Here is a 26079-nt window from a genome sequence, read left to right as displayed (position 1 = left end):
GACCGGGGATTCAGCGGTTCGCCCGCAGCAGCGGGAACTGCGTGGCGTCGTGCACGTCGAGCAGCGGCTCCTTGACGCCGTCGGGCGACTCGTCGGTCCACGCGGAGTTCCCGGTGCTGATCAGCCGCTGCCTGATCGCCATCACCCCGGCCCGGTCGGTGGGCTTGAACGACCCGGCGGCGAGCACCCCCGCCGCGCCGCTGACGTGCGGTGTGGCCATGGACGTACCGGTCAGCATGGCGTACCCGCCGCCCGGCCACGTGGAGTTGATGCACACGCCGGGGGCGGTCAGCTCGATCGTCCGGCCGTAGTTGGAGGTCGTGGCGAGCGTGTCGTCGCGGTCGGTGTCGGGACGGCAGGCCGGCCGGTCGCCGCCCCGCCCGCCCGGCAGGCCGTCGATGTCGTTGAGCGCCGAGACGGTGATCACGTCGGGATGGCTGGCCGGGAAGAAGCCCGCCGCGTCGGTGCTGCCGTTGCCCGCGGCGGCCACGACCACCACGCCCCGGTTCACCGCGTTGGCGATGGCCGTGTTGATCGCGTTGCTGGCGCAGTTCTCGCAGCCCAGGCTGAGGTTGGCGATCTCGATGGTGGCCGCGTTCCTGGCCACCCAGTCCATGCCCGCGGCCATCCCGGACAGCGACCCGGCGCCCTCGTCGTCCAGCACCCGCACCGAGTGGATCCGCGCGCCGGGGGCCATCCCCACCACGCCGATCCCGTTGTCCAGGGCGCCCGCGATCCCGGCCACGTGGGTGCCGTGGCCGTTGCCGTCGGTGCCCGCGCCGTCGCGGCACACTCCGCTGGTGCAGTCGGTCCGCGACACCACGTTGAGGTCAGGGTGCCCGGCGTCCACGCCGGTGTCCACGACGGCGATGTCGGTGTTGATGCGCCGGTCGTCCACGCCGTTGATGCTCAGGTTGGGGTTCTGCGGGGCGAAGACCCGGCGGATCCCGGTCGGCACCGCCTGGTCGAACGCGACCACCCGGGCGTCGCGCTCCACGCTGACCACGTTGGGCAGCCGGCGCACCTCGTCGGCGGCGGCGGGGGTGAAGGCGGCGGTGTAGCCGGTGAACGCGTGCCGGTAGACGCCGACGAGCCGGCCGCTGTGCGCCTTGACGTGGTCGTCCGCGACGGCGTCCGCGCTGAACACGCTGGGCCGCAGCACCACGATGTAGCGGTCGGTCTCCTCGATCGGGTCAGTGGCCGCGATCACCGCGCTCGGCGCGGCGGCGAACAACGCGAGCAGCAGCACGGTGAGGAACATGAGGCGGCGATGGCCCCTTGGAAGATCACACATAGGGATCAGGCTCATCATTGGGGCAGCCCCGATGATGTACCGCCTCGCACCGCCGACCCAGTTTTTGGTGGATTTTGCCGTCCAGGAGTAGCCGAGCCGTCCCGGAGGAGCCGAGTGGTACGGCCCGCGCGACCGGCTGCCGCGCGGGCCGTACATTTCAGGCGGCGCTCATGGGGGTGCTCATCGGGTGCTCATCGGGTGAACGCCTGGAACTCCGCGGCCCTGACCTGCTCGCGGGTGGCGCTCGCGGTCGCGCAGTCGGTGGCCGAGTTCGGGTCGGCGTCCTGCTCGCCCAGGTAGAGCGGGTTGCCGGTGCACTGGCTGCTGCCCACCCGCAGGATCAGGTGGGTCGCCGCCGTCTGCTTGACGTCGAACGACTTGATCAGCAGGTCGGCGCCGCGCGGGCGCGGCAGCCGGGTCGCGAAGGCGTCGGACCGGCTCTTGTAGATCGAGGTGTAGGCCGTCGGGTCGGCGCAGTTCCGGCCCGCGGCGGCGTTGCAGGCCAGCACCTCGAACGACCGCAGCGCGCTGAACCGGTTCTGCCCGCCGGGGTCGGCGGTGTCGCCCACGTTGGGGCGGAGCATCGCGCTGACCTGGACCCTGCGCACCTTGGCGGGCTGGTCGCCGGCCAGGTCCACGGTCACCGACCGGCCCGCCACCGCGCCGCTCAGCGAGGCCCAGTTGGTCGCCTCGGTCTCGTCGATCAGCTTGGCGTGGTTGACGCCGTCGCCGGACGCGGTCGCGCCCAGCGCCGCCGACGCCACGTTGCGGTCGAGCCGGACCGTCAGCGTGCGGTCCTGTCCCTTGCGGATGTTCTCCGACACGCGGGTGTGGCCGAAGCCCGCGCCCACCGCCACGAACGAGTACCTGCCGGGGACGATCTCGAAGGTGTCGCCGAGCGGGGTCGCCGGGTCGGTGTCGGCGATCGGCACCACGCGGCCCTCGTAGTCGCCCACGTACAGCCGCGCCGAAGCGCCGGTGGCGTCACCGTCGGGGCGGAACGTGATCTTCGCGTTGTCGGCGCGCGGCGAGGCGAAGCTCGGGGTGGCCTCCGCGTCGCCCGGCCCGTTGCTGGCCGCGCCCTCGCCCAGGCCGTGCTCGGCGAAGGCGTTCCACATGATGTCCTGGTTCTTGCCGCCGAAACGGATGGCGTCGGCGGCCAGCAGGGCGTCACGGTGGTCCACGTAGCTCACCGCGCCGGAGGCCATCAGCAGCAGGGCGTCGAAGGAGACCTGCGCCCAGCGGCGGTTGCCGGGGCACTGGTCCAGCGGGAGCTTGCCGTCGGCGCACAGGCGCCGGGTGGTGGGCGAGCCCTCGCCGTACCGGTCCAGGAACGCCTGGCGCACGTCGTACTGGGTGGCGGTCCAGATCTCGCCGTCGGCGTGCACCTGCGAGCCGACCAGGTCGTAGCCGAGGTCGCTGTAGTTCAGCGGGGAGCGGGACATGTCGTAGTTGCGGATGCCCGCCTTGTGGTCGCCGGTCACGTACCCGCCGATCACGTACGGCGTGTCGCCCGCCGGGCGGAAGCCGTACTGGGACAGGTACTCCATGGCGAACAGGTCGGAGGTGCTCTCGTTCATCGCGCCCGCCTGGGCCCCGCTCCACCCGGCGTTCGGGCCGCCGATCATGCGGCCGGAGATCGCGTGGGTGTACTCGTGCCCGATCACCGACATGTCGTAGTCGCCGTCCACGCAGGGCGCGTAGAACGCCCCGGCGATGGGCTGCCAGAGGAACATGTTGGTGATCGGCGCGATGCCGTCGGGGTAGGTGATCTGGTTGGCGTTGTCGCGCACCGACAGCACCCGCGCACCGGCCTGGGCGTTGCCCTGCTCGGGGTCGTTGCCGAGGCCGCCCCGGGCGCCGTTGTCGGACTGCATGTTCCACGCGGTCTCGGTGAAGCCCAGCCGGTAACTCCAGTCGTGCATGCGGTTGTGCATCGCGTGCAGGTTGGAGATCGCCGGTTCGAGGTCGGCCTCGCCCGGCTGGTCCAGCGCCGCCGGGTCGCACTTGGCGGTGTACCAGGCGTTCTTCCACGGGTAGAAGTAGTCGCGGCTCGGCGTGGCCACGTTGGGCCGGGTGCCCACCGCGAAGTCGTCGCCGGTGTCGCGCTTCTCGAAGGTGCGGGCCGCGTTGCCCAGGCTGGTGCCGGACGGCTCGCCGGTGGTGTGGTTCACGTCCCACGCCTTGCCGGTGGCGGGGTCGCCCCCGGCCACGAACTGACAGCCGGGACCGGGGCGCAGGCACCAGGTCTTGCGGGTGTCCTTGGCCGAGTAGTCGGCGGGCGGGTTGGCCGGGAAGACCTTCCAGCGCGGGTCGTCGGGGCTCTGCGAGCTCCACGCGTGGTCCACCAGGTTCTCTCGGACCAGGACCTCGCCGGTGACCGCGTCCACGTGGGTGGTGACGGCCGCGGCCTCGCCCTCCACGCCGCCGGTCAGCGTGACCTGGTAGGCGCTGTGCACGCCGTCGGGGGCGGGCACGGCGACCTTGGCGACCCGGTTGACGGTGGCCTTCGCCAGGTCGATGCCGCCGTCGCGGGCGGCGGCCTCGACGGCCTGCCGTTCGGCGATCCTGGCGGCGGGCGGCGCGCCGGTCTCACGGGACAGCGTGGAGGTCACGTGGACCACCTTGCCGTCGTGGACGCCCACGGCGACCAGGCCGTCCACCCCGGACGGCAGGTCGCCGAAGCGCTGCCGCAGCAGCACCGCGTGCCCCTCCCCGATCGGGTTGGCCGCGACCTTCTCCAGCGCGTCCACCCCCGCCGCCGACAGGCCGAACATGGCCTCGTTGGCGCGCAGGTAGGCGCGGGCGGCCCGTTCCGGATCGGCGCCCAGGCCTTCGGCCAGCGGGGTCCGCCCGGTGACGACGGCCGGGGTGCCGAGCGAGTTCCACCGGATCGAGACATCGGACCGCGCCCGCAGCATGGCGGGCGGGGCGACCGTGCCGCGCCGGTTGTCTAGGTCCGGCTTGGCGTGTTCCTCCGCCTGGAAGTCGAGGACGCGCGGGACCGGTGCGCCCTGTTCGCCGAGAGCCGTCGTGGTGGTGGACATTGCGAGTGCCACGCCGGTCGCGGCGAGCAGAGTCGCGCGTAACCAGGGTCGGGCGGTTCTTGACACGAATCCTCCTGCGCGGGTGAAGGCGCCGTTGGCCTGCGCAAGTGGTAACACCGCCCACCGATCATTACAAGACCTTGTAAAGTGTGCTAGATCATTGTAATGCGGTGTAAGACGCTCAGTTGAAGGGCACCCACCCCTGGTCAGCGAGGGTGGCGGCGTTGCTCGCCTTGAGTCCCGCGCCGGACATTGTCCACAATGTGTCACCGATGACCAGCGAGCGCCGAATATTCTCATCGACCGGTGCGAATCCCCGCTTGGCCTTCGGCTTCGGGTGCGACACCCGTCCGGTCTCGCTGATCCGGCTCTCAGCGATCTTCAGGACCATCGCCTCGCTCGCGGGGCCCTCCGAGCGGGTGTGCGAGGTCAGCGGCAGCACCGCCATGCCCGTCTTCGGCCAGTACAGGAACGCGTGGGCGTCCCACTCCGCCTCGGTGTCGGTCTTCTCCCGCAGCAACTGCGCCAGCCTGCGCGGCGCGGCCGGGTCGCTCACGTCGAACAGCGAGACCTGGGTGCCCAGCCGCCTGCCCTCCTCCGACGCCTCCTGGCCCACGCCGATCAGCAGGCCGTCGCCCGCCGGGTGCAGGTAGGCCGAGTAGCCGGTGATCTTCAGCTCGCCGGTGACCTTCGGCGCGGCCGGGTCGCGCAGATCGAGCGTGTAGAGCGGGTCGGTCTGCCGGAAGGTCACCACGTACCCGACCGGGCCGATGAAGCGAACCGCGTAGATCCGCTCGGTCTTGCCCAGACCGGTGACCGAGCCCTTCTGGGCCAGCGACCCGGCGTCGAGCACGTACACGCCGCTCTCGCTCTTGTCGCCCGTCATGACCGTGGTGGCGATCCGCAGGTAGCCCTCGTGCTCCGACATCGAGTACTGGTTCAGCAGCACCCCCGGCACCGCGCCGGAGCCGACATAGCGCGGCGGCCCGTCCGCGCTGATGTCGAAGCGGTGGATCTCGGTCTTGCCGGGCGGCGCGGACGACGAGGTCGGGACGACCGGCTTGGCGGGCAGGACGCCCGGCTGGACCCCGCCGTTCGCGTCTCCGCCGATCGACACCGACGGCTCGTCGATGGTGGGCTCCACCTTGGGCGCGACCGGCTCGGAGGACTTCACCGGGGGCTCGAACGGCGTCAGCGTGGGCGTGGGAGGCGCGCTCGGCGAGACGGTCGGCGGGTCCGACGGGTTCTCGCGCACGTTCGGCGGCGGGTCGATCGGGATCGGCATCGACCAGGTCGGGTTGCTGGTCACGTAGAGGCTCTTGCCGGTGCCGTAGACGGTGTCGCCGTCGGCGGTCACGCTGATCGGCCGGTCGGGCACCAGGCTCGGCTCAGGGCCGGCGAGGTCCAGGGTGTGCACGGTGAGCATCGTCGTGCCGCTGTAGTCGTCGGGGTGGCTGACCTGTTCGCAGTCCACCTGCTTGGCCTGCTGGTCGGCCTGGGGCTTGCCGTCCGGGCCGGTGACCTCGTACTGCGGCAGCCACGCCTCGATGGGGGCCTCGCGCACCGCCTGGCGCATGCGCTCGGTCCGCTCCTCGTCGGTCGGCTCCCGGCTGGGATCGACCGGGGGCTCGGGCACCGCGATGTCCGGACGGCTGCTGACCACCAGCCGCACCTTCGAGCCGACCATCCGGGAGTCGATGTGGGTGCCCCGCGCGGTGAGCGTGCCCAGGTTCTTCGGGGTGGAGCCGGAGAGGTCCACCAGCACGTAGCGCGAGCCCACGGCCTCCGGGCGCGTGGCCCGGCCGCCGAAGCGGGTCAGCGGGACCGAGGGGAACTGGACCAGCGCCCGGTCGCCGTACAGGAGCAGGTCGGCCGGGGCGTAGGCCATGTCCTTCGACGTCAGCGACAGGCTGCCGGTGACCTTGCGGGTCGCGGCGTCCACCACCCGCAGCACGCCGCCGCTGACCGTGATGATCCGCTTGCCGTCGGTCTTGACCTGGTCGGGTTCGTCCACCCCGGCCTCGTGCACGTTGGTCGTCGAATATCCGGAGTCGCCGGTGCCGACCGACGATTGGGTGCTCAGCTTCTCGGCGCTGTCCTCGACGGCGCGGACGTCCATTCGGTAGACCGGGCCGAAGCCCCACGGGCCGACGTTCCGCTCGGTCTTGATCCGCAGCTCGTTCAGCATGTCGTCGCAGTTCGAGTAGGAGACCAGGCGCACGTTGCCGAGGGCGACGGTTCCCGTACCGGCTTCCTCGCCGGCGGCCGGCTTGGATGGGGAGCCGGTGGTGCCGGGAGAGCAGGCGGCGCAGGCCGCCGCGAGAAGGGCGATCAAGCCCGCCGTACGCATCGATGACCTCATGCCCCTACGACGGATGCGGGCGGCGGCCGGTTCAGGAACGTAGGGTTGGGCGATATGGCCATCCCCGAGTTCCTCGCCGATCTGCGGGCCCATGTCGGCAACGCGCTGGTCGTACTGCCCTCCGTGTGCGCGGCCGTCTTCGACGACGACGGCCGTCTGCTGTTCGCCTCCCACCACCAGGGCATCTGGGCCCCGCCCGGCGGCATCATCGAGCCGGACGAGCACCCCCGCGACGCCGCCGTCCGCGAGATCCGCGAGGAGACCGGCCTGGAGATCGAGGTGCGCGACCTGATCGGCGCGTACGGCGGGCCGGAGTTCCGCGTCGTCTACCCCAACGGTGACAAGGTCTCCTACGTGATCACCGTCTACGGCTGCTGGGTGATCGGCGGCACGCTCGTGCCCGACCAGGAGGAGATCGGCGACGCCCGGTTCCTGGCCGAGAACGAACTCGACGGCCTGCGCCGTCCCGCCTGGACCGGCATCGCGGTGCCGGACATGTACGCCTGGTGGCGTGCCTCGCGACGCTGACGCTCACGGCCGCCGGATCGGCTGCGACTCGGTCCGGAAGATCAGCGTGGTCTGCAGGTGCACGATCTCTGGGCGCACCAGGAACTGCTCCAGGATGAGCCGGTGCAGGTACTCCGCGTCCGGCACGGCGACGTGCGCCAGGAAGTCGTCGGGGCCGGCGATGTGGAAGAACGTGATGGTGTCCGGCAGGCTCAGCACGAAGGCCCGCAGCGGTTCGACGATCTGGCTGGTGTGCGGCCGGACCTTCAGCGCGAGCAGGGCGTGCAGCGGACGGCCGAGGGCGGTGCTGTCCACCTCGGCCCGGAAGCCGGTGATCACGCCCCGGCGGCGCAGCGAGCGCACCCGTTCCAGCGCGGTGGACGGCGCGACGCCGAGGCGGGCGGCGAGGTCCTTGTTGGGCAGGCGTGCGTCCTTCTGGAGCGCGTCCAGAATGGCCCTGTCGATCGAATCGAGTTCGGGGGAAGCCATACGGTATGCCTTCTGATTCGGCGGAACTATGAAATTTCCGTATCTGTAGCCATTATTCAGGCTGTGTGGAACATCGATGAGTTCGCCGGGGCGGCGCACCACACCGTGGACACGCTCGCCGCCTACGTCGAAGAGAGCCAGGCCGGACTCCCCCCGGTGCTCAGCAGCAGGCCGCCGGTGGAGCTGGCCGTACGACTCGGGCTTGACCGCTGGATCCGCGAGGGCGGCATGACCCGCGACACCTACCGCGATTTCCTCGACGCGTACCTGGCCGAGGGCACCCGCCTGCACCATCCCGCCTACCTGGGGCATCAGGTCGCCGCGCCGTTCTTCCCCGCCGCGCTCGGCGACTTCGTGCACGGCGCGACCAACAACCCGATGGCCGTCTACGAGATGGGCGCCTCCGCCGCCACCGTGGAGTTCGCGGTGATCCGCTGGATGCTGGAACGGGTCGGCCTGGCCGACGGGGGAGGCGGGGTGCTCACCCACGGCGGCTCGCTGGCCAACCTCACCGCGCTGTTGGCGGCGCGGGCCGCCGCCGCGCCGCAAGCGTGGGTCTCGGGTGCGCCGGGCGACCTCGCGCTGCTGGCACCGCCGTCCGCGCACTACTCGCTGACCAGGGCCGCCGCCATCCTCGGCCTCGGCGAGGACGCCGTCGTCCCGCTGGAGACCGATCCGCTCGGCCGGATCCTGCCCGACCGGCTGCCCGCCGCCCTGGACCGCGCGCGGGCCGCCGGGCGGCGCCCCATGGCGCTCGCCGCCGGGGCCTGCGCCACCGCCACCGGCCTCTACGACGACCTGCGCGCCGTCGGCGCGTTCTGCCGCGAGCACGGCATCTGGTTCCACGTGGACGGTGCGCACGGGGCCTCCGCGCTGCTCAGCCCCGCCCATCGCGCGCTGCTCGACGGCATCGGCACCGCTGACTCGATCATCTGGGACGCCCACAAGATGCTCGGCACCTCAAGCCTCGCCGCCGCCGTGCTGGTGCGCCGCGAGGCCGACCTCGACCGGGCCTTCCACCAGGAGGCCAGCTATCTCTTCTACGGCGACCGGGGCTTCGACACCATCGGCCGCACCGTGGAGTGCTCCAAGAGCGAACTCGGCCTGAAGATCTTCCTGAACTTGGCCTGGCACGGCGAGCGCGGCCTGGGCGAGCACGTCGCCGCCCGCTACGCGACCGCGCACCGCCTGTGGGAGCTGGCCGCCGAACGTCCCGGCTTCACGTGCCCCTACGAGCCGGAGAGCAACATCCTGTGCTTCCGCTACGGCGGCCCGGACACCGACCAGACGGCCATCCGCGGCCGCCTGATGGACGCGGGGACCTTCCACCTGACCTCGGTGGAGATCGGCGGCGTGCGCCACCTGCGGGCCACCGTGATGTCCCCGGCCACCGATGACAAGACCCTCGCCGCCCTGCTGGACGCCGTGGCCCGCGCCGGGGCATGACCGCTACCTTCGGATCATGAGCGAACTCGACAGAGTGGACGGCAGGCTGCGCGCCGTCTGCGATCTGGACATGGCCGATGTGAGGGAATCCGCCGGACGCCACGAGTACGACGGGACGACGCAGGACCTCTCACCCGAGGGAGTGCGGGCCGGGCTCGCCGCACTCGGCGCCGGCCCGCTCCCCGACGACCCCTACGACGCCGCGCACCTACAGGTGTTCGAGGAGGCCGCGCGGGCGCGGTTCGGCCGTCTCCAGCTCCACCGCCGCAACCTGATGGACCACCTGAACAACCTGGACCTCGCCTGCTACGACCGCGAGTACGCCCCGGCGGAGGAGCGGGCCGAGGCCAGGCGGGCCCACCTGGCCCGGTGGCCGGACGCGATCGACGGCTCGATCGCCTCCCTCGACCTGCTCAGCGCGCCCGTGGCCAAGGCGCTGCTCGGGGCCGTCCGGGGCCTGGCCGCCGGGATCAACGACGAGCCCGCGCTCAAGGCCCACGCCCGGCTGGTCGCCCACGTCGAGCGGGCCGCCGCAGAAGGCGACCCGGACGCCTCGCTCGGCGCGGACGGCCTGGTCGCCCTGATGGGCGCCTACGACGGCATCGAGGTGGTTGTAGAAGACCTGGCCCGGCGCGCCGACGCCGAACGCGACCGCCTGATGGCCCGGCTCGCCGACGCCTGCGCCCGTTACGGGCAGCCCGACCGCGACCCCCTCGACCTCACCAGGGAGCTGGTCAGGCAGCACCCCGACGGCGACGGCGTGATCGAGGCGGCCCGGCACTGGACGGAGAAGTCCATCGCCTTCACCCGGGAACGGAACCTCGTCCCCTACGCCGACGGCGAGTGCCGGGTCGGCCTGTCACCCGAGTCGCGCCGCTGGGCGATGGCCATGATGAGCTGGGCCGCGCCGGGCGAGCCCGAGGGCCCGTCCTGGTACCACATCACCCCGCCCGACCCGGCCTGGCCGGAGGCCGACATCGAGGAGTGGCTGGAGGTCTTCAGCGACACCACGCTGCCGGGCATCACCGTGCACGAGGTCGCCCCCGGCCACTTCTCCCACGGCCGGGCGCTGCGCAACGCGCCCTCCCCGGTCCGCCGGGTGCTGCAGTCCTCGGCGTTCATCGAGGGCTGGGCCCACTACGCCGAGGAGCTGTGCGTGGAGGAGGGCTTCGAGGCCGACGACCCCCGGTTCGAGATCGGCGTGTGGCTGGAGGCGCTGGTCAGGGTGACCCGGCTGGCGTGCGCGGTCGGCGTCCACACGGGCGCGATGACGGTCGAGGACGGCGCGCGCCGGTTCGTCGCCGACACCCATCTGGCCGGGCCTGCGGCGCTGGCCGAGGCGTCCCGCGCCGCCTACGACCCCACCTACGGCCGTTACACGCTGGGCAAACTGGCCATCCTGGACCTGCGGGAACAGGCCAGGTCCGCCTGGGGGACGGGTTTCAGCCCGCACCGCTTCCACAAGGCCATGCTCGACCTGGGCGCGCCGCCGCTCGGGCTGCTGTCCCACGCGCTCAACGACGCGTAGTCAGGCGCCTTCGGGCGGCGGGCGGTTCGGCGTGCGGTGGTCGTCGCGCGGGGCGGCCCGTTCAGTGGGGCCGCTCGGGGTACTCGGGCTGCCCGGCGCGCTGGTGAGCAGGCTCCGCGCTGTGTCGATCTTGTCGCGCGGCGCGGGGTCCAGCGCCAGCAGCAGGTAGAGCACCGCCCACCCGGCGGCGACCAGCAGCGCCGTCCGGTAGGTGGCGGCGTCCAGGGCGAAAATCGGCCGCGCCGCCACCACGCACACGATCGGGATGCCCATCACGGCGACCGCCCGGCCCGCCGCCCGCGCGCGTTCCCCGGCCGGGCTGTGCGCGATGGTGCGCAGGATGCGCGTCGCGTCGCGGTGGCGGCCCTTCTCCGCGTGCTCGGTCGCCAGGTCGAACAGTTCGTCCACGGTGTCGGGATGGCGGTGGGCGAGGTCGTGGGCCAGAGACTCGGCCTCACGCTCGTCTCCCTTCCGGCGGAGGCCTCGGCGTGTCGGTGCATGTCGAGCAGCGCCACGCCGTACCGCATGCGGACGGCGGGATCGCCCGGGGCCAGGCCGAACGCCTCGGCCGCGACCTGCACGGCCGCGCCGCGCCTCTGGTCAGCGCCGAGCAGCTCCGACAGCCGCACCATCAGCCCGACGTCGCCGGGACGGCGGGCGAGGGCCTCGCGGGCCGCCGTGATCGCCTCGCCCGCCCGATACGGGCCGGACAGGCAGTCCACGAGGGCGCGCAGCGCGCCCTCGTGGTCGGGGTCGATCTCCAGCGCCTGCGCGAGATACGGCAGCCCCCGGTGACCCGCCTCCTGCGCGCGCCACAGCTCCGCCACCGCCACGCAGTGATCGGGCCGCGCCGCCTCGGGGAGCGCCGCGAGGTCGCGGCGGAACGCCTTGTCGGCCGCGCGGTAGCGGCCCCGGGCGACCAGCGCCGCGCCGTCAGCCGTGACGGGGCCGGTCGGATCGTGCGCGGGCGGTGCCTCGCTCACCACGTTCGTCGCCATGCTTCCTCTTAACCCAAGAGCCGGGGCTTTGTCGTCGGTATCCGGGAAGTCGGTGACACCGCTGATCTGTGAGACTTGCGGGCATGTTGCGAATCGGAACGGTCGTCATGGGCGTCGAGGACGTGCCCCGAGCCGTGGAGTTCTGGACCACGGCGCTCGGCTACGTGCTCCGCGAGGAGATGGACGCCGATTGGGCGGTGCTGGTTCCGCCGGACGGGCGGGGGTTCGGGCTGGCCCTCGGGCTCAGCGAGACGCCCTTGCAGGAGGAACCGCGCGTTCACCTCGATCTCTACGCGGCCGACGCGGCTGAGCAGGCCGCCGAGGTGGAACGGCTGATCTCCCTCGGCGCGAGCCGGGTGAAGTGGGATCGGTATCCGGACAATCCTGACTTCGTGGTGCTCGCCGACACCGAGGGGAACCGGTTCTGCGTGATCGACACCGCCCACGAGTGAGGTCCGGCCCGGTGGGGGGCGGATCGTGGGACGGTGTGCGGGTCTTCCCCTTGGAACAGCGGGTTTTCCTTTGGGGCAGTGGCTTCCTTTGGCAGCTTCCTTTGGCAGGGGCTTCTTTGGGTCAGCGGCGTAGCCGGGCGGGGTTGGGGGCGGCCGCGATGAGGTCGCGGGCGAGTCCGGCGTCGCCCGAGACCGTGGCTTCGATCTCCTCCGGCGGCAGGCGGTCGCCGAACAGGAAACAGAAGTCGATCACGTCCATCTCGACATCGGCGCACGGCTCGACCGGCTCCGGGCCGAGATGGATCAGGCGGGTGCCGCCGCCGTCGCCGGTGAGCGTCACCCGCACCGAACGGTGGGGGACGGCGTCCCCGTGGGCTATCTGCATGGCCAGCGGCAGCCACTGGCAGCCCAGGCCGGACAGCGCGTGCACGTGATCCGGCACCGGGAGCGGCAGCTTCGGCTCCTGGACGGCGGCCCCGATGTCCGTGCTGTGGATCCACGTCTCGAACGCCCGGACGGTGATGTGGTCGCGCAGCCGCATCGGGACGCCCTCCGACGTGACCCGGTCCCGCTCGGCCACCTCGCCCGAGTTCAGGCGTTCACAGAGCGCCGCCGCCTGCTCCCGCCAGCGGGCGAGCGCCTCGTCCCTGGTCTGCGACGCCTGGAGGGCGAGCACCTCGTCGGTTCTCGCCTCCGGGTCGTCGGCGGACAGGGGCGGGCCGGTGACGGGCGCGCCGATCGCCGCGGCCAGCAGGCCGTCCACGGCCATGAGGTGCCCGACCAGTTGGAGCGGGGTCCAGCCGTGGACGACCGTGGCCGTCCACGCGGGCGGGGGGAGGGCGGCGAGCAGCACGTCGAGGGCGGCCACGCGGCTCGCGTACGGCGCGGCGTATGGGGGGACGGTGGAGGCGGGTCTTCGGGCCGAGCCGCGCACCGCGGCCAGCAACTCGGACCTGCGCCGGAAGGGGTTCATATCGGAGGTTCGCTCGCATCCGGATAAGGGATGAAGATTTTCCCGTTCAATCGGTAACCGGTCCCTTACCTTCCGTCCCGACTTGGTGTGGTTCTATCCTGCCCGGTTTGGGCATCCAGGTGACCTCCAAGTGAGTTCCAAACGCGGCATATCACTATCGTCCCGTTCGATGTGATCGAAAGGACGAGACATGCGCTTGCGGAGTGCTCTCCTGGCGGCGACCGTGACGTCGCCGGCCGGCGCGGCCCCGGCTAGTGGTGGTCCGGGGGTCTCGGTGACGCCCGCGGGGGTCGTGCCCGTGTCCTACACCGGCCTCTGCTCGCCGTCCGCCGCCTTCGTCGCCACAGTGCAGGTCACCGCCGACGGACCCGCGCACCGTCTGGTACCCCTGGACGGCGCCGACGGGGGAGAGCGGGCGGTGGCGGCTGGAGATCGCGGGCACCGAGGGGATCGTCGCGTCCCAGCCCCGCTCATACGTCGACCTGTGCGCCTGACCTGACCGCAGCGTCAGCACAACCGGACCCGCCGTGGACGGCCCCACGCCGCCCCGGTGCGGCGCACGCCGCGCACACCCCCACCCGTGCGCGGCGTGCGCCACTCTCTTCTCGCCGTCTTCCCCGCGGGCTGACCCGTGACGGCACGCCCGTTACCGTCCAGTGCTCCCACCGTGTACGGCACGCCCCCTGAACGCCGACGCCCGTGCGCGGCCGGGGCCATGTGCCCGGCGTTTCCCGAGAGTGGGTGCATCCTGCCGTGTACAGCGCCCAGCCCCACCTGCGGTCGAGGACGAACCGGCGGGTGAAGGTCATGCAGACGGTCGTGATCGCGACGAAGGTGACGAGGGATACGCCGTCGTGCAGGGCCGCGTGGGTGCTGCCGTAGGCGGGGAGCAGGTTCGGGGTGCCGGGCGGGTAGCCGCTGACCGGGTCCGTGCTTAACAGGCCCGCGCCGATGAGGCCGATCCCCCATGAGCCGATGAGCAGCGGGCCCCACAGCCGGACGGTTCCCCGGGGCAGGGTCCGTCGGAGTCCGATGGCGAACGCGGCGGTCAGCAGGCCGGCGATGAGGAATGTGGCGGTCTGCATCCAGCCGTGCTCGCCGAGGGCGAGGGAGCTGACCGGGTGGCGCGTCGGGTCGTAGCCGTCGCGGGTGGCGCCCTGGATCAGGACGCTGACCAGGAACAACGGGCCGGTGGCCAGGCCGCAGAGGAGTGGGGCCTTGGACATGGGTCCTCCGAGGGGGTGTCGCCGAAGGTTTGTCAGTCTGAGTTGACAAAGCCGGATTTGTCAACCCAGGCTGACAAGCGCATCGCCTGGGCGATTCCGGACGCCGTTGACATATTGACCTTGGGTCAGTATTAATGACCTTAGGTCAATAGCTACCGCACACCCATAGGGGGGCAGATGTCCGTCGCGACCGATGCCGAGGCGTCCGGGATTCAGCTCGTCGGTAAGTTGCTCGAACCGTCGGCCAGAGTCGATCCGTACTCGATCTACGCGGAGTTCCGGGCGCGTGGGCCCGTCTGGATCGACGAGCTGTCCTCGCTGGTGGTGACGAACTACCGCGACTGTGAGGCGCTGCTGCGCGATCCCCGGCTGAGCGCCGAGCGGTGGCGGTTCTTCCAGGCCGAATCGGGGGCCGATCCCTATCCTCCGGACGCGCCGTCGTCCGTGCGGCAGCCGTGGTTCCTGTCCATGGACGCTCCGGATCACACCCGGCTGCGGCGGCTGGTGAGCAGCGCGTTCACCGCGCGGGCCGTCGCTCGGATGGAGGACTCCGTCGCGGGACTCGTGGACGGGTTCCTCGACCGCGTGGCCGACGGCGACACGTTCGACGTGGTGTCCGGGCTGGCCTATCCGCTGCCCGTGACGGTCATCTGCCGCATGCTGGGGGTGCCGGAGGCCGACGACGGGCTGTTCCACCGGTGGTCCTCCCAGCTCACCCGGCTGCTCGACGGGTTCTCCAGGCCCGAGGATGGGAACGGCGAGACCCCCGAGTGGGCGGCCGGCATGCTCGACATGCACCGGTATGTCAACGAGCTGGTGGCCGAGCGGCGCAGGAGCCCGCGGGGGGACGACATGATCTCCGAGCTGATCGCCGCCGAGGACGGCGGTGACGCGCTCAGCCACGACGAGCTGGTCACCACGATCGTGCTGCTGCTGGTCGCCGGGCACGAGACGACGGTGAACCTGATCGCCAACGGCGTGCTGGCGCTGCTGCGCAACCCCGTCCATCTCGACGCCCTGCGCGCCGACCCCGGGACGGCGTCCGCGGTGGTCGAGGAGACCCTGCGCTACGACCCGCCCGTGCAGCTCACCGTCCGGGTCACCAAGGAGGAGATGAGCGTCGGGGGGGTGACGGTGCCCGAGAACAAGCTGGTCATGCTCGTGCTGGCCGCCGCGCACCGGGACCCCGAGGCGAATCCGGACCCAGACCGGTTCGACCCGGCACGCGAGCAGGTGCGGCATCTGGGGTTCGGGTTCGGGGCGCACTTCTGTCTCGGCGCGCCGCTGGCCCGCCTGGAGGGACGGCTGGCGCTGGGCGCGTTCGCGCGCCGGGTCCGGGAGCCGAGGCTGCTCGCCGACCCGCCGCCGTATCGGGAGCACATCAACCTGCGCGGGGTCAGCGAGCTGCGCGTCGCCCACTCGGGCGTGATCCGGTGACGGTGGCGGTGACGGTGACGGTGACGGCGACGGTGACGGTGGCGGCGGAGCGCGACGCCCGGCGTGAGCCGGACGGTCGGCTACCCTGATGCGATGATCGTCCCCAGGAGCCGGCGCCGCCTCACTCCCGAGGCCAGGCGCGGTGAACTCATCGACGCCGCCATCCGGCTCCTGGACTCCGGGCAGGAAGTGACCAACTGGGTCCAGGCCGTCACGACCGAGGCCGACGCCGCCAAGGGCACTTTCTACGTCTATTTCTCCTCATGGGATGACATGCTGGCCGCCGTGCGGGAACGCGTGCTGCGCGGCTACGTGGACCGGTTCCACCAGCTCGCCGAGTCCACCGAGCCGATCGACTGGTGGGCCACCATCGACGCCGAGTGCACGGCGGCCGTCGAGATGATCTCCCGGCCCGGCGGCCTGCACGCCGCCGTCTTCCACCCCACGCACATGCCCGTGGACGAGGGACGGCAGGCCGTCATCGACGCCATCGCCAAGGCGCTGCGCCGGGGCATGGACGACGGCGCGTTCCGCCGGATCGACCCGCAGATCGCGGCCACGATGCTGTTCACCGTCCTGCACGGGGTGGCCGACGCGATCGCGGCCGGGGCGGAACCGGAGGCCTGGCAGGCGGCCGTCCGCGACCTCGGCCGGCACTGGCTCGCGCCGGCTCGGTAGCGGCCCGGTAGCGACTCGGCCTGGGGGCGGCCGGCTCGCCTACTCGCTGGAGAAGCGCTGGGCGCGCTCGCGCGCGCCCCGGACGGCCTCGGCGGCCTGGTCGCCGGGGATGGCGCTGCCGGGCATCCGGCTCAGGCGTTCCACCATGTCGGCGAAGCGCAGGTGCTCGCGGTGGGCGTGCTCGCGGCAGGCGAGGCAGGTGACGCTCTCCGGGCGGGACGAGGTCATCGCGTAAGGGACCTGGAGGCCGCAGCCGGTGGTGACAACGCTCGGCGAGTCGGGCACCCGGCCCAGCAACGACACGATCAGGTTCCGGTAGGCGGCACCGGCCTGCATCACCTTCTGCTCGACGTGGATGTGCGGATCGGCATCGCTCATGTGCCTCCACGCCTCCGTCGTCTGATCCTGATCCGTCGTCCGGGTCGCACGCACTCCAGCGTAACGGGGCTGACGGATATGGGGAGGGATCGTGCGGAGACCGTGCAGCACCCCGGCCCGGCCCCTTGATCGACCTATGTTCGGGACATGGGACAGACGGTACTTCTCGCTTTTCTCGCCGGGCTCATCGGCGCGAACAGCGTCCCGCATTTCGTCCGGGGCATCACCGGGGAGCGGTACCCGACCGTCTTCGGGGACTCTCCGGTGATCAACGTCGTCGCCGGATGGGCTGGCCTGGTGCTGACCGTGTTGTGCGTGCGGTGGGCGCACCCGGACCGCGCGCCCGACTGGGCGCTGGCGGCGGGCGCGTCCGGCGTGCTGCTGATGGGACTCTTCCACGCGCGGTGGGGCGCGTTCGGCCGAACCGGCACCGGCCGAACCGGCACCGGCCGAACCGGCATCAGCGGCACCAGCACCGGCGGCACCGGGGCGCGGGCCGTCAGCGGTTCGCCAGGCGGATCCCCCTGACGATCTCGCCGAGCCTTGGCACGACCGGGTCGCTCACCAGCACGGTGATCACGATTCCCTTTCGCTCGACCCATCCGACGTAGCGCCCGTGGCCCAGTGCGCCGTCGGCCCGCTGGGTGAGCACCCTGCGACCGCCGATCCGCCTGGTCTTCGCGTCGGACTGGAACCGGCCGATCTCGAAGGGGACGTTCTTCAGCCGGGTCGGCTTGTTCGCGCCCGGCCAGCAGGCCACCCGCACCCACAGGGACCGGTGCTCGCGATCGACGTCGTCGCGTCCGTCGGTCCAGCGATAGCCGTACTCGGTCATGCCGTCGTGCTTGGCGGCGGTCACGTGACCCTGGAAGAAGCCCTTCGGGATGTGGCCGACGCGGAGCCCCTTGACGGCGGCGGCCCCGCGCGGCGGGTGTTCCGGCTCGTTGTACTTGGCCTTCCTGAACTCCGCCTTGGACGGGGTGGGGCAGTAGGTGCTGTCGGGTGAGGCGGCGGCGTGGGCGGGCGACGCGGCGAGCGCCCCGGCCGACAGGAGGGAGACGGCCGATAGGGCGAGGTCGCGCTGGATTCTGTTCACTCTGAAGTGGATGCGTCGGCGGAGGCAAAGGTTCGCGGTGAATCGCCCGTTTCCTCCGGGTGTGGTCAGTCCGCGGCGGGGGCGGTGGTCGTCACGATGTGACCGATGGCCGCGTGGGAACGGCGGGCGTGCTGGTCGGCCTTGCGGAGGAAGGCGGCCAGCAGGTCCATGCGGGTGCGCACCTCGGCGAGCCGCGCCCGCGGATCCGGGGCGCCGGTGGTGTCGCGCAGATCCTCGCGCTTCGCGAACCTCGCGGTCTCCGCGGTGACATGCCCGGCCAACGTCGCGGCGGCCTGGAGCACCTCGCTCAGCAGCGCCCCGACCTCGTGCAGTTCGCCTGGTTCCAGTGGCCGCCGCGCGTCGGCGGCCTCGGCGAGCTCGTGGAAGCGGCTCAGGGCCATGGGGTCCAAGGTCGGCCTCTCTCGGTGAATGTCGCACGAAAATGATCTGCCCGATGTGTGTAGAGGGGCCTCTCTCGGGCATGGCGTAGATCATGGAGGATGCCGCGGACCCCGGCCCGGCGTGGAGGGTGAGCTCCACGCCGGGCCGGGGCTACGCGGGACCTGAACGGCGAGGCGCGATGGCCCGGGCGTGGGGCCGGTCGTCGAGCGCCCGGACGTGGCCGTCTGCTGGTGACGGCGAACGCGCCGAACGTAAAGCAAGCCCGATTCATCTCCTTGCTAGAGAAGCTCGGGACCGTAAGCGGGGATGAGGACCTCAATGGCCGTCCACGCGTTGGTCCTACCGGCTACGCAAACATCTCGGTTCAGTCCGCAGATATCAATGGTGTTCTCGCCCTTCACATCCAGTTCCACGTATATGCCGGTGGTTGGAGTGAGCTGCAGGTGGTCGGCCGGATCGTCGGTTGTGGGATCAATGGGCAACGGCATTCCCTGGCCGTCCAGTGGGAATCGAGCACGCTTGTAGTTACTGTTGCAGCGAGTGCATGCCAATAAATAGTTGAGCCAATCGAACGCCATGAGCGGATAAGTGGATTTTGGCCAGAAGTGCTCTATGTCTGTGCCTTCGCTATCCTCGCAGTACATGCACCGCTTGAGCCCGGTGCTCATATCTTGTAGTACCGCCTGAATTTTTCTCCGCAGCTCTCTGTCGAGCTTCACCCACTGATCGCGTGCCTCGCTACCCGGGTTGCTTGCTGTGCGCACACGCTGCGTGAGATCGGCAAGCTTCTGAACTGTGGCATCCTCAAGGGATAGTCTTTCAATCTTCTGCATCGTCGAAGCTCAGCGTTAGTTGATTTAGGGCATCCGCGACATCGGATGAGGGTGTGCGAGGCAGTTTGGACTTGATGTCCTTAAGGCGAGCCTTTTCTGTGGAGGAAATGCTCTCCGCTACCGCCTTCTTCTCCAGCGTGGCGGCTTCGCTGCGCAACGCCATGGTCTTCGTGGAGTACGGCGTTTCCAGGCCGAAGAGGTCGGTGAGGACCGCGTCATCGGCGGTGCCGTTCACCACTCGATTGAACAGCTCGCCCTCCACGATGCGAGCACCGTTGTTTTCCCCTGGCGCAGAGAGCCGGACCAGTCCCCTGTCATCGGCCGCCTGGCAGATGAACGGACTGTGTGTACTGACGATGAACTGGAGATTAGGGAAGTGATCTTTGAGCCAAAAGCCTATTCTCTGCTGCCAGGTCACATGCAGGTGCACGTCGATTTCATCGATCAAGACAACGCCTTCATGTCCGAAGGCTATCGCCTCGCCCTCGATTTCCTTGAGATCGCCATATACCGAATACAGTTTCTTGACCAGGTCGAGAACCAGAGCCGCTACTGTGCGATAGCCATCACTCAGCGAGCGCAGAGGAAGGGAGATTCCATCCGGCGTCGTCACCCAAAGGCCTTCGGAGGTCACCTTTTCGACCCGCATTCCCTCGGGGAGAAGGCCGTCATCCAACAGCTTCAGGACCGCATTTTCGACTGCGTGGGCATCCTGAGAGCCTTCCAGTCGGCGCAGGTAGAGCTGTTGAAGCCAGAGGACGGATTCGGAGAGCGACGCCTCCTCTCGAAAGAGACTGGCAAGCCCGGCAGGGCGTCCAGGCGTCATCATCAGGCGTTGGGCCTCAGTGGGTGCCAGCGATAGGCGACGAAAAGGCCCGTATCCGGCAAGGAACCAGCCTTGCGGATTGGCGGCCCAAGGGCCACGCCCGGGGGTCGATGATTCACTCTTCTTGACAGGGGCCATTGCAATCGCAGGCTCGGGTCCTTCGTCCTGTCGAATCCATTTGAGACCTGCCCGGGGGTCGAAATTCGGTTTCCGGCCGGGCGCGAAGGCATCGACGTCCGAGAACTTTAGATGCACCGTCGCGTGCCCCTCGCCGGCGCCTTCTCGAATCCAGTCCGCGTACGTTTCGCGGAGTGTTCGCGCCACCGAGGGGCCTGCGATGGCAAGGGCTATCGCCTGGAGAAATGACGACTTGCCTGCTCCATTGCGACCGGCGATAACGATCCAGCGAGGCAGACTCCCATCGTCCCGATCGAAACTGAGAGAAACCCTGCCCGCCTTCTCGCCGAATCCTTTTATATTTTCTATCGTAAGCCCGCGAACCAGCATTCTATTGCCTGACCATTGGATTGAACATCGAGGATATCCGCGCCGCACAGCGGTAGAACCGCATCTGTAGTTCAGCATCGTCGCATCTAGCAGGTGTACTACGCCAGTTCAAGGGCTTCGCGCTGTCGCAGCAATGCCTCGGTATGGTGCGATCGTCCACATCTGCTGACACGGCGTCATGCCTTTGTAGAGGATGTCCGCCGGGCTACGCGGGACCTGGGCGGCGAGGCGCGATGGCCAGGGCGTGGAGCCGGTCGTCGAGCGCCCGGACGTGGCGGGTGGTGGCCCACGGCTGGAGGCGTTCCCGGGCCTGGCCGATGAGGTCGGGCAGACGGCCTTCGAGACGAACCTCGCCGTTCACGCGCACCCATCCCCGCTCTGACGTGCGGAGGAGGCGTTGCGCGGTAGCGATGGCGGGTCGGTCTGCTTCAGGCCGACCTGGCAGAAGAGGACCTGCCTGGAGATCCGTTCCGGGGTGAGCCAGAACAGGTGCGGCGGCGTCGGGTTCGTGCGGCGGGTGGCGAGGCCGATCGCCTGGTCGAGCATCGCCAGGTTCGCGGGGTCGCGGCGGGTGGCGGAGAGCACGCGCGCGGGTGAGGAGCCCGGCGGCCCGTTGCAGGGGAGGGCGTTGTCGCGGAGCCGGCCTTCGGCGGCGAACGCGTGGTCCAGCGCGACCGTGGGGCGCCGCTGGTAGAGGGCCATGTTCGCGAGCAGGAGGTGGTGGTGCGCCAGGCGGGTGGGTCTCGCAGCTCGTGGGCGGTGCGGAGGCCGTCGGTGTAGCGGTGTTCGGCGCGCGCAGGACCGCGCTGTGGTCGCGGTACTGGGCGAGGGAGCCGCCGGGCACCGGGGGGATCGGGGGGATCGGGGGATCGGGGGCATCGGACCTCCTGTGATCACGCTCTGTCACCCCGAGTATGTGACCGGCCGTCCGATTCTCGCGGCGAATGGACCAACCGGGGTGACCGTCCGCTCGCAGAAGTGAGAAAGCGCAGGTCAAACCATCAATAGCGCGGAGTGTCGGCACCCGGCCCGGAGGGGACGGCAGGCGCGGAAAAGTCCGCTCTGGGGTTTTGGACCCGCTTCGGCATCTGCGTCTTCGCCGTTTTTTACGTCATGCCGCTTTAATACGTAAAAAGTACGGTGAACTATCCGTTGCGGCGGCAATTACTGGGTTAAGATCCGGCCCTGATCTACCTGTACGGCAGTGAGGGGATCTCCACTGTGAGTGAGCAAGAGCGCGTGCCGCCCGGTATCGACGTCAGCAAGATGAGCCACGCCAGGGCCTATGACTACGTCCTGGGCGGCAAGGACAACTACGCGGTCGATCGGGCCGCCGCCGAACAGGTGATGCGGCTCGCGCCGGATCTGCCCGTGCTGGGCAGGGCGCAGCGGCGGTTCCTGCTCAGGGTCACGCGGATGTGCGCGGAGGCGGGCGTCGACCAGTTCCTCGACGTGGGCACCGGCATCCCCACGGCGCCCAACGTGCACGAGACGGCCAAGGCGATCAACCCGGACGCCCGCGTGGTCTACGTGGACTACGACCCGATCGTCAGCGTGCACAACAACGCGCTGCTGGCCACCGACCCGACCGTGGTCTCGATCCAGGCGGACGTTCGTGATCCAGAGGGGATCATGGACCACCCCGAGGTCGCGCCGCTGCTCGACTACGGCAAGCCGATCCTGGTGCTCTTCGTCGGGCTCTTCCACCTGGTGGGCGATGACGACGACCCGGCCGGGCTGGTCGCCAGGTTCCGGGAGCGGATGGTGCCGGGCAGTCATGTGATGATCTCGCAGTTCTGCGCCGACGGCAGCGATCCGGCGGCCAGGGCGAAGCTGGAGGAGATCTCGGTCAACTCGCCGTCGCCGATGCGCTTCCGCACCAAAGCGGAGATCGGCCGCTTCTTCGGCGGCTTCGAGATGCTCGAACCCGGCCTGGTGGACGTGCAGGACTGGTGGCCTGACGACCCGGCCCCGATGACCAAGCTCAAGGTCGCGGCGGGCGTCGGCAAGGTGGTGTGACCCGGCCCGAGAGCGTGCGGGGCAGCGGTCGATGGTCGAGGCGCCGCCGTCCACCAGCAGGTGGGTGCCGGTGATGAAGGACGCCTCGTCGCTTGTGGTGATGACACGGCGATCGCCGCCCTGAGAGGGCCCCGCCGACGCGAAGGCGCCGATGAGGGCGGGGGTCGATAGACTTCGGAGTACCGCGCGCTCCTTGGAGGTCTTACCGTTGTCTGAGTTCGACACCGTCCTCGTCGTCGACTTCGGCGCACAGTACGCGCAGCTCATCGCCAGACGGGTGCGCGAGTGTCACGTCTACTCCGAGATCGTGCCGAGCACGATGCCGGTCGGGGAGATGCTGGAGCGCAAGCCGAAGGCGATCATCCTGTCCGGCGGCCCGTCGTCGGTCTACGCCGAGGGCGCGCCCGCCGTGCCCGCCGGTCTGTTCGAGACCGGCGTGCCGACCTTCGGCATCTGCTACGGCTTCCAGGCGATGGCGCGGGAGCTGGGCGGCCAGGTGGAGCGCACGGGCGTGGCCGAGTACGGCGGCACGCCGCTGGCCGTCCTCGGTGAGGGCGTGCTGCTGGCCGGGCTGCCCGCCGAGCTGAAGGTGTGGATGTCGCACGGCGACAGCGTCGCCGCCGCCCCGCAGGGCTTCACGGTCACCGCCTCCACCGCCGAGACCCCGGTCGCCGCGTTCGAGAACCCCGCCAAGGGCCTGTACGGCGTGCAGTTCCACCCCGAGGTGCTGCACAGCGAGCACGGCCAGACCGTGCTGAAGCACTTCCTCGACGCCGCCGGTTGCCGGCCGAACTGGACCATGCTCAACATCGTCGAAGACGCCGTCGAGGCGGTCCGGGCGCAGCTCGGCCCCGAGGGCCGGGCGATCTGCGCGCTGTCCGGCGGCGTCGACTCCGCGGTGGCCGCCGCGATCGTGCAGCGGGCCATCGGCGACCGGCTGACCTGTGTGTTCGTCGATCACGGGCTGCTGCGCAAGGGCGAGGCCGAGCAGGTGGAGCGTGACTTCGTGGCCGCCACCGGCGTCCGGCTGCGGGTCGTGGAGGCCGCGGACCGGTTCCTGGCCGCGCTCGACGGCGTCACCGACCCTGAGGAGAAGCGCAAGATCATCGGCCGCGAGTTCATCCGGGTCTTCGAGGACGAACAGCGCGCGATCATGCAGGACGCCCCGGTCGACTTCCTCGTCCAGGGCACTCTCTACCCCGACGTCGTCGAGTCCGGCGGCGGCACCGGCACGGCCAACATCAAGTCGCACCACAACGTCGGCGGCCTGCCGGACGACCTGCGCTTCGAGCTGGTCGAGCCACTGCGCACGCTGTTCAAGGACGAGGTGCGCCGGGCGGGCGAAGAGCTGGGGCTGCCCGCGGCCATGGTGTGGCGGCAGCCGTTCCCCGGGCCCGGGCTGGGCATCCGCATCATCGGCGCGGTCACCCGCGACCGGCTCGACCTGCTGCGCGAGGCCGACGCCATCGCCCGCGAGGAGCTGTCCCGCGCCGGGCTCGACCGCGAGATCTGGCAGTGCCCGGTGGTGCTGCTCGCCGATGTCCGGTCGGTGGGCGTCCAAGGCGACGGGCGGACCTACGGCCATCCGGTCGTGCTCCGGCCCGTCACCTCGGAAGACGCCATGACGGCTGACTGGGCTCGGGTGCCCTACGACGTGCTGTCGCGCATCTCGACCCGGATCACCAACGAGGTCCGTGAGGTCAACCGGGTCGTGATCGACGTCACCAGCAAGCCGCCGGGCACCATCGAGTGGGAGTGATCCCTACGTACCGTCCTCGGGGGACTGCATGTCCTCCGGGGGCGACTCCAGCTCCTCCTGCTTGACCTGCGGGTAGATCTCGCCGGGCTGGAGCTTCTTGCCGTTGCGCAGCAGCGACGACACGCCGACCATGTGATAGCCCTGGCGCTTCAGCTCCTTGAGCAGCTTGGGCATCACGGTCACGGTGGCCGGAACCCAGTCGTGCATCAGGATGACGCCGTCACGCTTGGCGTTGCGCAGGACTTCCTTGTAGATGGCCGTCTCGTTCTTGGTGGCCCAGTCGCGCGAGCCGCCGTTCCACAGCACCACCGGCAGGCCCATCTCGGCCGCGACGGAGACGGTCCGCGAGTCGAACTCGCCGTACGGCGGGCGGATCATCGTCGGCGCCTTGCCGGTGGCCTTGACCACGGCGTCATGCGTCGACTTCAGCTCGTCGACGATCTCCTGGTCGGAGATCTCGCGGAAGTTCGGGTGGGTGTAGCTGTGGTTGCCCAGCTCGTGGCCTTCCACGGCCATCCGCTTGGCGAACGCGGGCCGGGACTTCACGTACTGGCCCTCAAGGAAGAACGTGGCCTTCACGTCGTACTTCTTCAGGGTGTCGAGCAGCTTGCCGGCGTACTTGCCGGGGCCGTCGTCGAAGGTCAGCGCGATGCACTTGACCTTCGCACAGTCGACTTTCGCTCCCTTCTTCTTGGCCGCGGGCTTGGCCGGCTTCGCGGTCTTGGCGGGTTTCTTGGGTGCGTCGGCGTGGGCGGCGGGTGCTGCCGCGCCCAGTCCGACGAGCGTCGAGGCGAGCGCCACGGCGAGGGGGAGCCGGGCGCGTTGATGGCGAGCCATCGGGGTGCTCCTCGCTTTAATACGAGATTGACTAACTCGGGCAGCGCACTACCGTATCGCCACATCTGTCACTTCTGCACCGGCAACCACCTGAGGATCTGCTCCGAATCTGACAGTCGCCTGACCGTGTTCTGACAATGCCGGCTGTCCGCAGGTCAGCGCGCGGGCCACGTCTCGCCTGGTCCGGGCAGCCTTCCGCGCCGGGCCTCGGTGACCGTCACGATCGTGTATCCGCGCTGCTTGAGGACCTTCAGGATGCGCGGCATGGCGGCGACGGTGCCGGGGACGATGTCGTGCATCAGCACGATGCCGTCGCGCCTGGCCAGGCTGATGGTCTTCTTGGCGATGGCGTCGGCGCGGCGCAGCTCCCAGTCGCGGGAACTGGCCGACCACAGGATCAGCGGCAGCCCGAGGTACTGCGCGACCGACTGCACGTGCTCGTCCGTCAGGCCGTACGGCGGGCGGACCATCTTGGGGCGCTTGCCGGTGATCTTGCGGACCACCTCCTGCCCGCCCTGGATCTCGTCCGCGATCTCGTCGGTGTCGAGGTCGGTCAGCCGGGGGTGCGAGTAGGTGTGCGTGGCGATCTCGTGCCCCTCGCGGGCCATCCGCCGCACCACCGACTTACGGCGCTCGGCCATCTCGCCGACCAGGAAGAACGTCACCTTGACGCCGTTCTTCGCCAGGGTGTCCAGCAGCTTCGGGGTGTAGGGGGAGGGGCCGTCGTCGAAGGTGAGCGCGATGCACTTGAGGCGGGCGCAGTTGACCGGCTTCGCGGCCGTGGTCGCCCGTGGTGTGGCCGCCTGGGCCGGGAGGGCTGAGGAGAATAAGACGCCCGCCGTCACCAGGGCGCCGCCGAATCGCCACTGCCACCGCATATGCCTCGTTCCTCCATTTGTCATGCGCAAAATGCGCGTCACCGTACACACCGTACCTAATAGGGGGATCAGACCCTCGCTTTCCTAAATCACCACGTATCAAACGG

General features: G+C 70.2%; 26 protein-coding genes. 9 read left to right on the top strand and 17 right to left on the bottom strand.

The features are described 5' to 3' along the window. Nucleotides 1-10: 10 nt before the first annotated feature. The 3 genes from P3X83_RS02235 to P3X83_RS02225 all read right to left on the bottom strand — a co-directional run bounded on the left by P3X83_RS02235 (nucleotide 11) and on the right by P3X83_RS02225 (nucleotide 6691). Nucleotides 11-1261, bottom strand: coding sequence for a S8 family peptidase (locus P3X83_RS02235; RefSeq protein ID WP_277302770.1), 1251 nt, complete (start codon nucleotides 1259-1261; stop codon nucleotides 11-13). A gap of 224 nt (nucleotides 1262-1485) precedes the next feature. Next, nucleotides 1486-4407 carry a M36 family metallopeptidase gene (locus P3X83_RS02230; protein ID WP_277302769.1) on the bottom strand — a complete coding sequence of 974 codons (2922 nt, stop codon included), beginning with the start codon at nucleotides 4405-4407 and terminating at the stop codon, nucleotides 1486-1488. Nucleotides 4408-4522: 115 nt separating this feature from the next. After that, entirely contained in the window at nucleotides 4523-6691 is a 2169-nt protein-coding gene (locus P3X83_RS02225; RefSeq protein WP_277302768.1) for a beta-propeller domain-containing protein, read from the bottom strand. A gap of 66 nt (nucleotides 6692-6757) precedes the next feature. On the opposite strand from P3X83_RS02225, the gene P3X83_RS02220 reads away from it, so the two are divergent. Continuing rightward, on the top strand, nucleotides 6758-7231 hold the full coding sequence (locus P3X83_RS02220) for an NUDIX domain-containing protein (protein WP_277302767.1): 474 nt from the start codon (nucleotides 6758-6760) through the stop codon (nucleotides 7229-7231). Nucleotides 7232-7234: 3 nt separating this feature from the next. Here the strand turns inward: P3X83_RS02220 and P3X83_RS02215 are convergent, their stop codons facing one another. Next, nucleotides 7235-7699, bottom strand: coding sequence for an Lrp/AsnC family transcriptional regulator (locus P3X83_RS02215; protein WP_277302766.1), 465 nt, complete (start codon nucleotides 7697-7699; stop codon nucleotides 7235-7237). Nucleotides 7700-7762: 63 nt separating this feature from the next. On the opposite strand from P3X83_RS02215, the gene P3X83_RS02210 reads away from it, so the two are divergent. Both P3X83_RS02210 and P3X83_RS02205 read left to right on the top strand, forming a co-directional pair. Beyond that, the gene (locus P3X83_RS02210) at nucleotides 7763-9145 is read left to right on the top strand and encodes a pyridoxal-dependent decarboxylase (RefSeq protein WP_277302765.1); all 1383 of its coding nucleotides are present in this window, start codon (nucleotides 7763-7765) and stop codon (nucleotides 9143-9145) included. A gap of 16 nt (nucleotides 9146-9161) precedes the next feature. After that, entirely contained in the window at nucleotides 9162-10673 is a 1512-nt protein-coding gene (locus P3X83_RS02205) for a DUF885 family protein (protein ID WP_277302764.1), read from the top strand. Here the strand turns inward: P3X83_RS02205 and P3X83_RS02200 are convergent, their stop codons facing one another. Beyond that, nucleotides 10674-10946, bottom strand: a complete 273-nt coding sequence (locus P3X83_RS02200; RefSeq protein ID WP_277302763.1) for a hypothetical protein — start codon at nucleotides 10944-10946, stop codon at nucleotides 10674-10676. Beyond that, complete coding sequence (locus P3X83_RS02195) at nucleotides 10946-11671, bottom strand: hypothetical protein (RefSeq protein WP_277302762.1); 726 nt, start codon at nucleotides 11669-11671, stop codon at nucleotides 10946-10948. Before P3X83_RS02195 ends, P3X83_RS02200 begins: the two co-directional genes overlap by 1 nt. Nucleotides 11672-11754: 83 nt before the next feature. Here P3X83_RS02195 and P3X83_RS02190 point away from each other — a divergent pair, with 83 nt between their 5' ends. Further along, complete coding sequence (locus P3X83_RS02190; protein WP_277302761.1) at nucleotides 11755-12123, top strand: VOC family protein; 369 nt, start codon at nucleotides 11755-11757, stop codon at nucleotides 12121-12123. Between the two features lie 121 nt (nucleotides 12124-12244). Here the strand turns inward: P3X83_RS02190 and P3X83_RS02185 are convergent, their stop codons facing one another. Together P3X83_RS02185 and P3X83_RS02180 are read right to left on the bottom strand one after the other, a co-directional pair. Further along, complete coding sequence (locus P3X83_RS02185; RefSeq protein WP_277302760.1) at nucleotides 12245-13096, bottom strand: maleylpyruvate isomerase N-terminal domain-containing protein; 852 nt, start codon at nucleotides 13094-13096, stop codon at nucleotides 12245-12247. A 470-nt stretch (nucleotides 13097-13566) separates the two neighbouring features. Continuing rightward, a complete protein-coding gene (locus P3X83_RS02180) occupies nucleotides 13567-14322 on the bottom strand; it encodes a DUF998 domain-containing protein (protein ID WP_277302759.1) in 756 nt (251 codons plus the stop codon). 177 nt (nucleotides 14323-14499) lie between these two features. Here P3X83_RS02180 and P3X83_RS02175 point away from each other — a divergent pair, with 177 nt between their 5' ends. Beyond that, entirely contained in the window at nucleotides 14500-15759 is a 1260-nt protein-coding gene (locus P3X83_RS02175; protein WP_277302758.1) for a cytochrome P450, read from the top strand. Between the two features lie 93 nt (nucleotides 15760-15852). Next, nucleotides 15853-16437 (top strand): TetR/AcrR family transcriptional regulator, encoded by a 585-nt coding sequence (locus tag P3X83_RS02170; protein WP_277302757.1) that lies wholly within the window; start codon nucleotides 15853-15855, stop codon nucleotides 16435-16437. A 39-nt stretch (nucleotides 16438-16476) separates the two neighbouring features. Here the strand turns inward: P3X83_RS02170 and P3X83_RS02165 are convergent, their stop codons facing one another. Further along, nucleotides 16477-16815, bottom strand: coding sequence for a hypothetical protein (locus P3X83_RS02165; protein WP_277302756.1), 339 nt, complete (start codon nucleotides 16813-16815; stop codon nucleotides 16477-16479). A 147-nt stretch (nucleotides 16816-16962) separates the two neighbouring features. Between P3X83_RS02165 and P3X83_RS02160 the strand changes: the two genes are divergently transcribed. Further along, nucleotides 16963-17343, top strand: coding sequence for a hypothetical protein (locus tag P3X83_RS02160; protein ID WP_277302755.1), 381 nt, complete (start codon nucleotides 16963-16965; stop codon nucleotides 17341-17343). Here the strand turns inward: P3X83_RS02160 and P3X83_RS02155 are convergent. From P3X83_RS02155 to P3X83_RS02130, 6 genes are all read right to left on the bottom strand, one after another. Then, nucleotides 17315-17911, bottom strand: coding sequence for a hypothetical protein (locus P3X83_RS02155; protein WP_277302754.1), 597 nt, complete (start codon nucleotides 17909-17911; stop codon nucleotides 17315-17317). The genes P3X83_RS02160 and P3X83_RS02155 overlap by 29 nt on opposite strands. Nucleotides 17912-17976: 65 nt before the next feature. After that, a complete protein-coding gene (locus P3X83_RS02150) occupies nucleotides 17977-18312 on the bottom strand; it encodes a hypothetical protein (RefSeq protein ID WP_277302753.1) in 336 nt (111 codons plus the stop codon). A gap of 279 nt (nucleotides 18313-18591) precedes the next feature. After that, nucleotides 18592-19146, bottom strand: coding sequence for a hypothetical protein (locus tag P3X83_RS02145; protein ID WP_277302752.1), 555 nt, complete (start codon nucleotides 19144-19146; stop codon nucleotides 18592-18594). Next, entirely contained in the window at nucleotides 19133-20479 is a 1347-nt protein-coding gene (locus P3X83_RS02140; RefSeq protein ID WP_277302751.1) for an AAA family ATPase, read from the bottom strand. The genes P3X83_RS02145 and P3X83_RS02140 overlap by 14 nt, the downstream gene beginning before the upstream one ends. A gap of 205 nt (nucleotides 20480-20684) precedes the next feature. Beyond that, nucleotides 20685-20840 (bottom strand): hypothetical protein, encoded by a 156-nt coding sequence (locus P3X83_RS02135; protein ID WP_277302750.1) that lies wholly within the window; start codon nucleotides 20838-20840, stop codon nucleotides 20685-20687. After that, nucleotides 20837-21181, bottom strand: coding sequence for a hypothetical protein (locus P3X83_RS02130; RefSeq protein WP_277302749.1), 345 nt, complete (start codon nucleotides 21179-21181; stop codon nucleotides 20837-20839). Before P3X83_RS02130 ends, P3X83_RS02135 begins: the two co-directional genes overlap by 4 nt. Before the next feature lie 519 nt (nucleotides 21182-21700). On the opposite strand from P3X83_RS02130, the gene P3X83_RS02125 reads away from it, so the two are divergent. Both P3X83_RS02125 and guaA read left to right on the top strand, forming a co-directional pair. Continuing rightward, nucleotides 21701-22498, top strand: coding sequence for an SAM-dependent methyltransferase (locus P3X83_RS02125; protein WP_277302748.1), 798 nt, complete (start codon nucleotides 21701-21703; stop codon nucleotides 22496-22498). A 208-nt stretch (nucleotides 22499-22706) separates the two neighbouring features. After that, nucleotides 22707-24257 carry a glutamine-hydrolyzing GMP synthase gene (guaA, locus tag P3X83_RS02120; RefSeq protein WP_277302747.1) on the top strand — a complete coding sequence of 517 codons (1551 nt, stop codon included), beginning with the start codon at nucleotides 22707-22709 and terminating at the stop codon, nucleotides 24255-24257. Between the two features lie 3 nt (nucleotides 24258-24260). Here guaA and P3X83_RS02115 read toward each other — a convergent pair whose 3' ends face one another. After that, a complete protein-coding gene (locus tag P3X83_RS02115; protein ID WP_277302746.1) occupies nucleotides 24261-25094 on the bottom strand; it encodes a polysaccharide deacetylase family protein in 834 nt (277 codons plus the stop codon). 155 nt (nucleotides 25095-25249) lie between these two features. Beyond that, a complete protein-coding gene (locus P3X83_RS02110; protein ID WP_277302745.1) occupies nucleotides 25250-25972 on the bottom strand; it encodes a polysaccharide deacetylase family protein in 723 nt (240 codons plus the stop codon). Between the last annotated feature and the right edge of the window lie 107 nt (nucleotides 25973-26079).

The sequence above is a fragment of the Spongiactinospora sp. TRM90649 genome, assembly GCF_029382225.1.
Classification (GTDB): domain Bacteria; phylum Actinomycetota; class Actinomycetes; order Streptosporangiales; family Streptosporangiaceae; genus Spongiactinospora.
The sequence above is the reverse complement of the archived record's forward strand: the minus strand, read 5'-3'. Positions and strand labels throughout refer to the sequence as shown.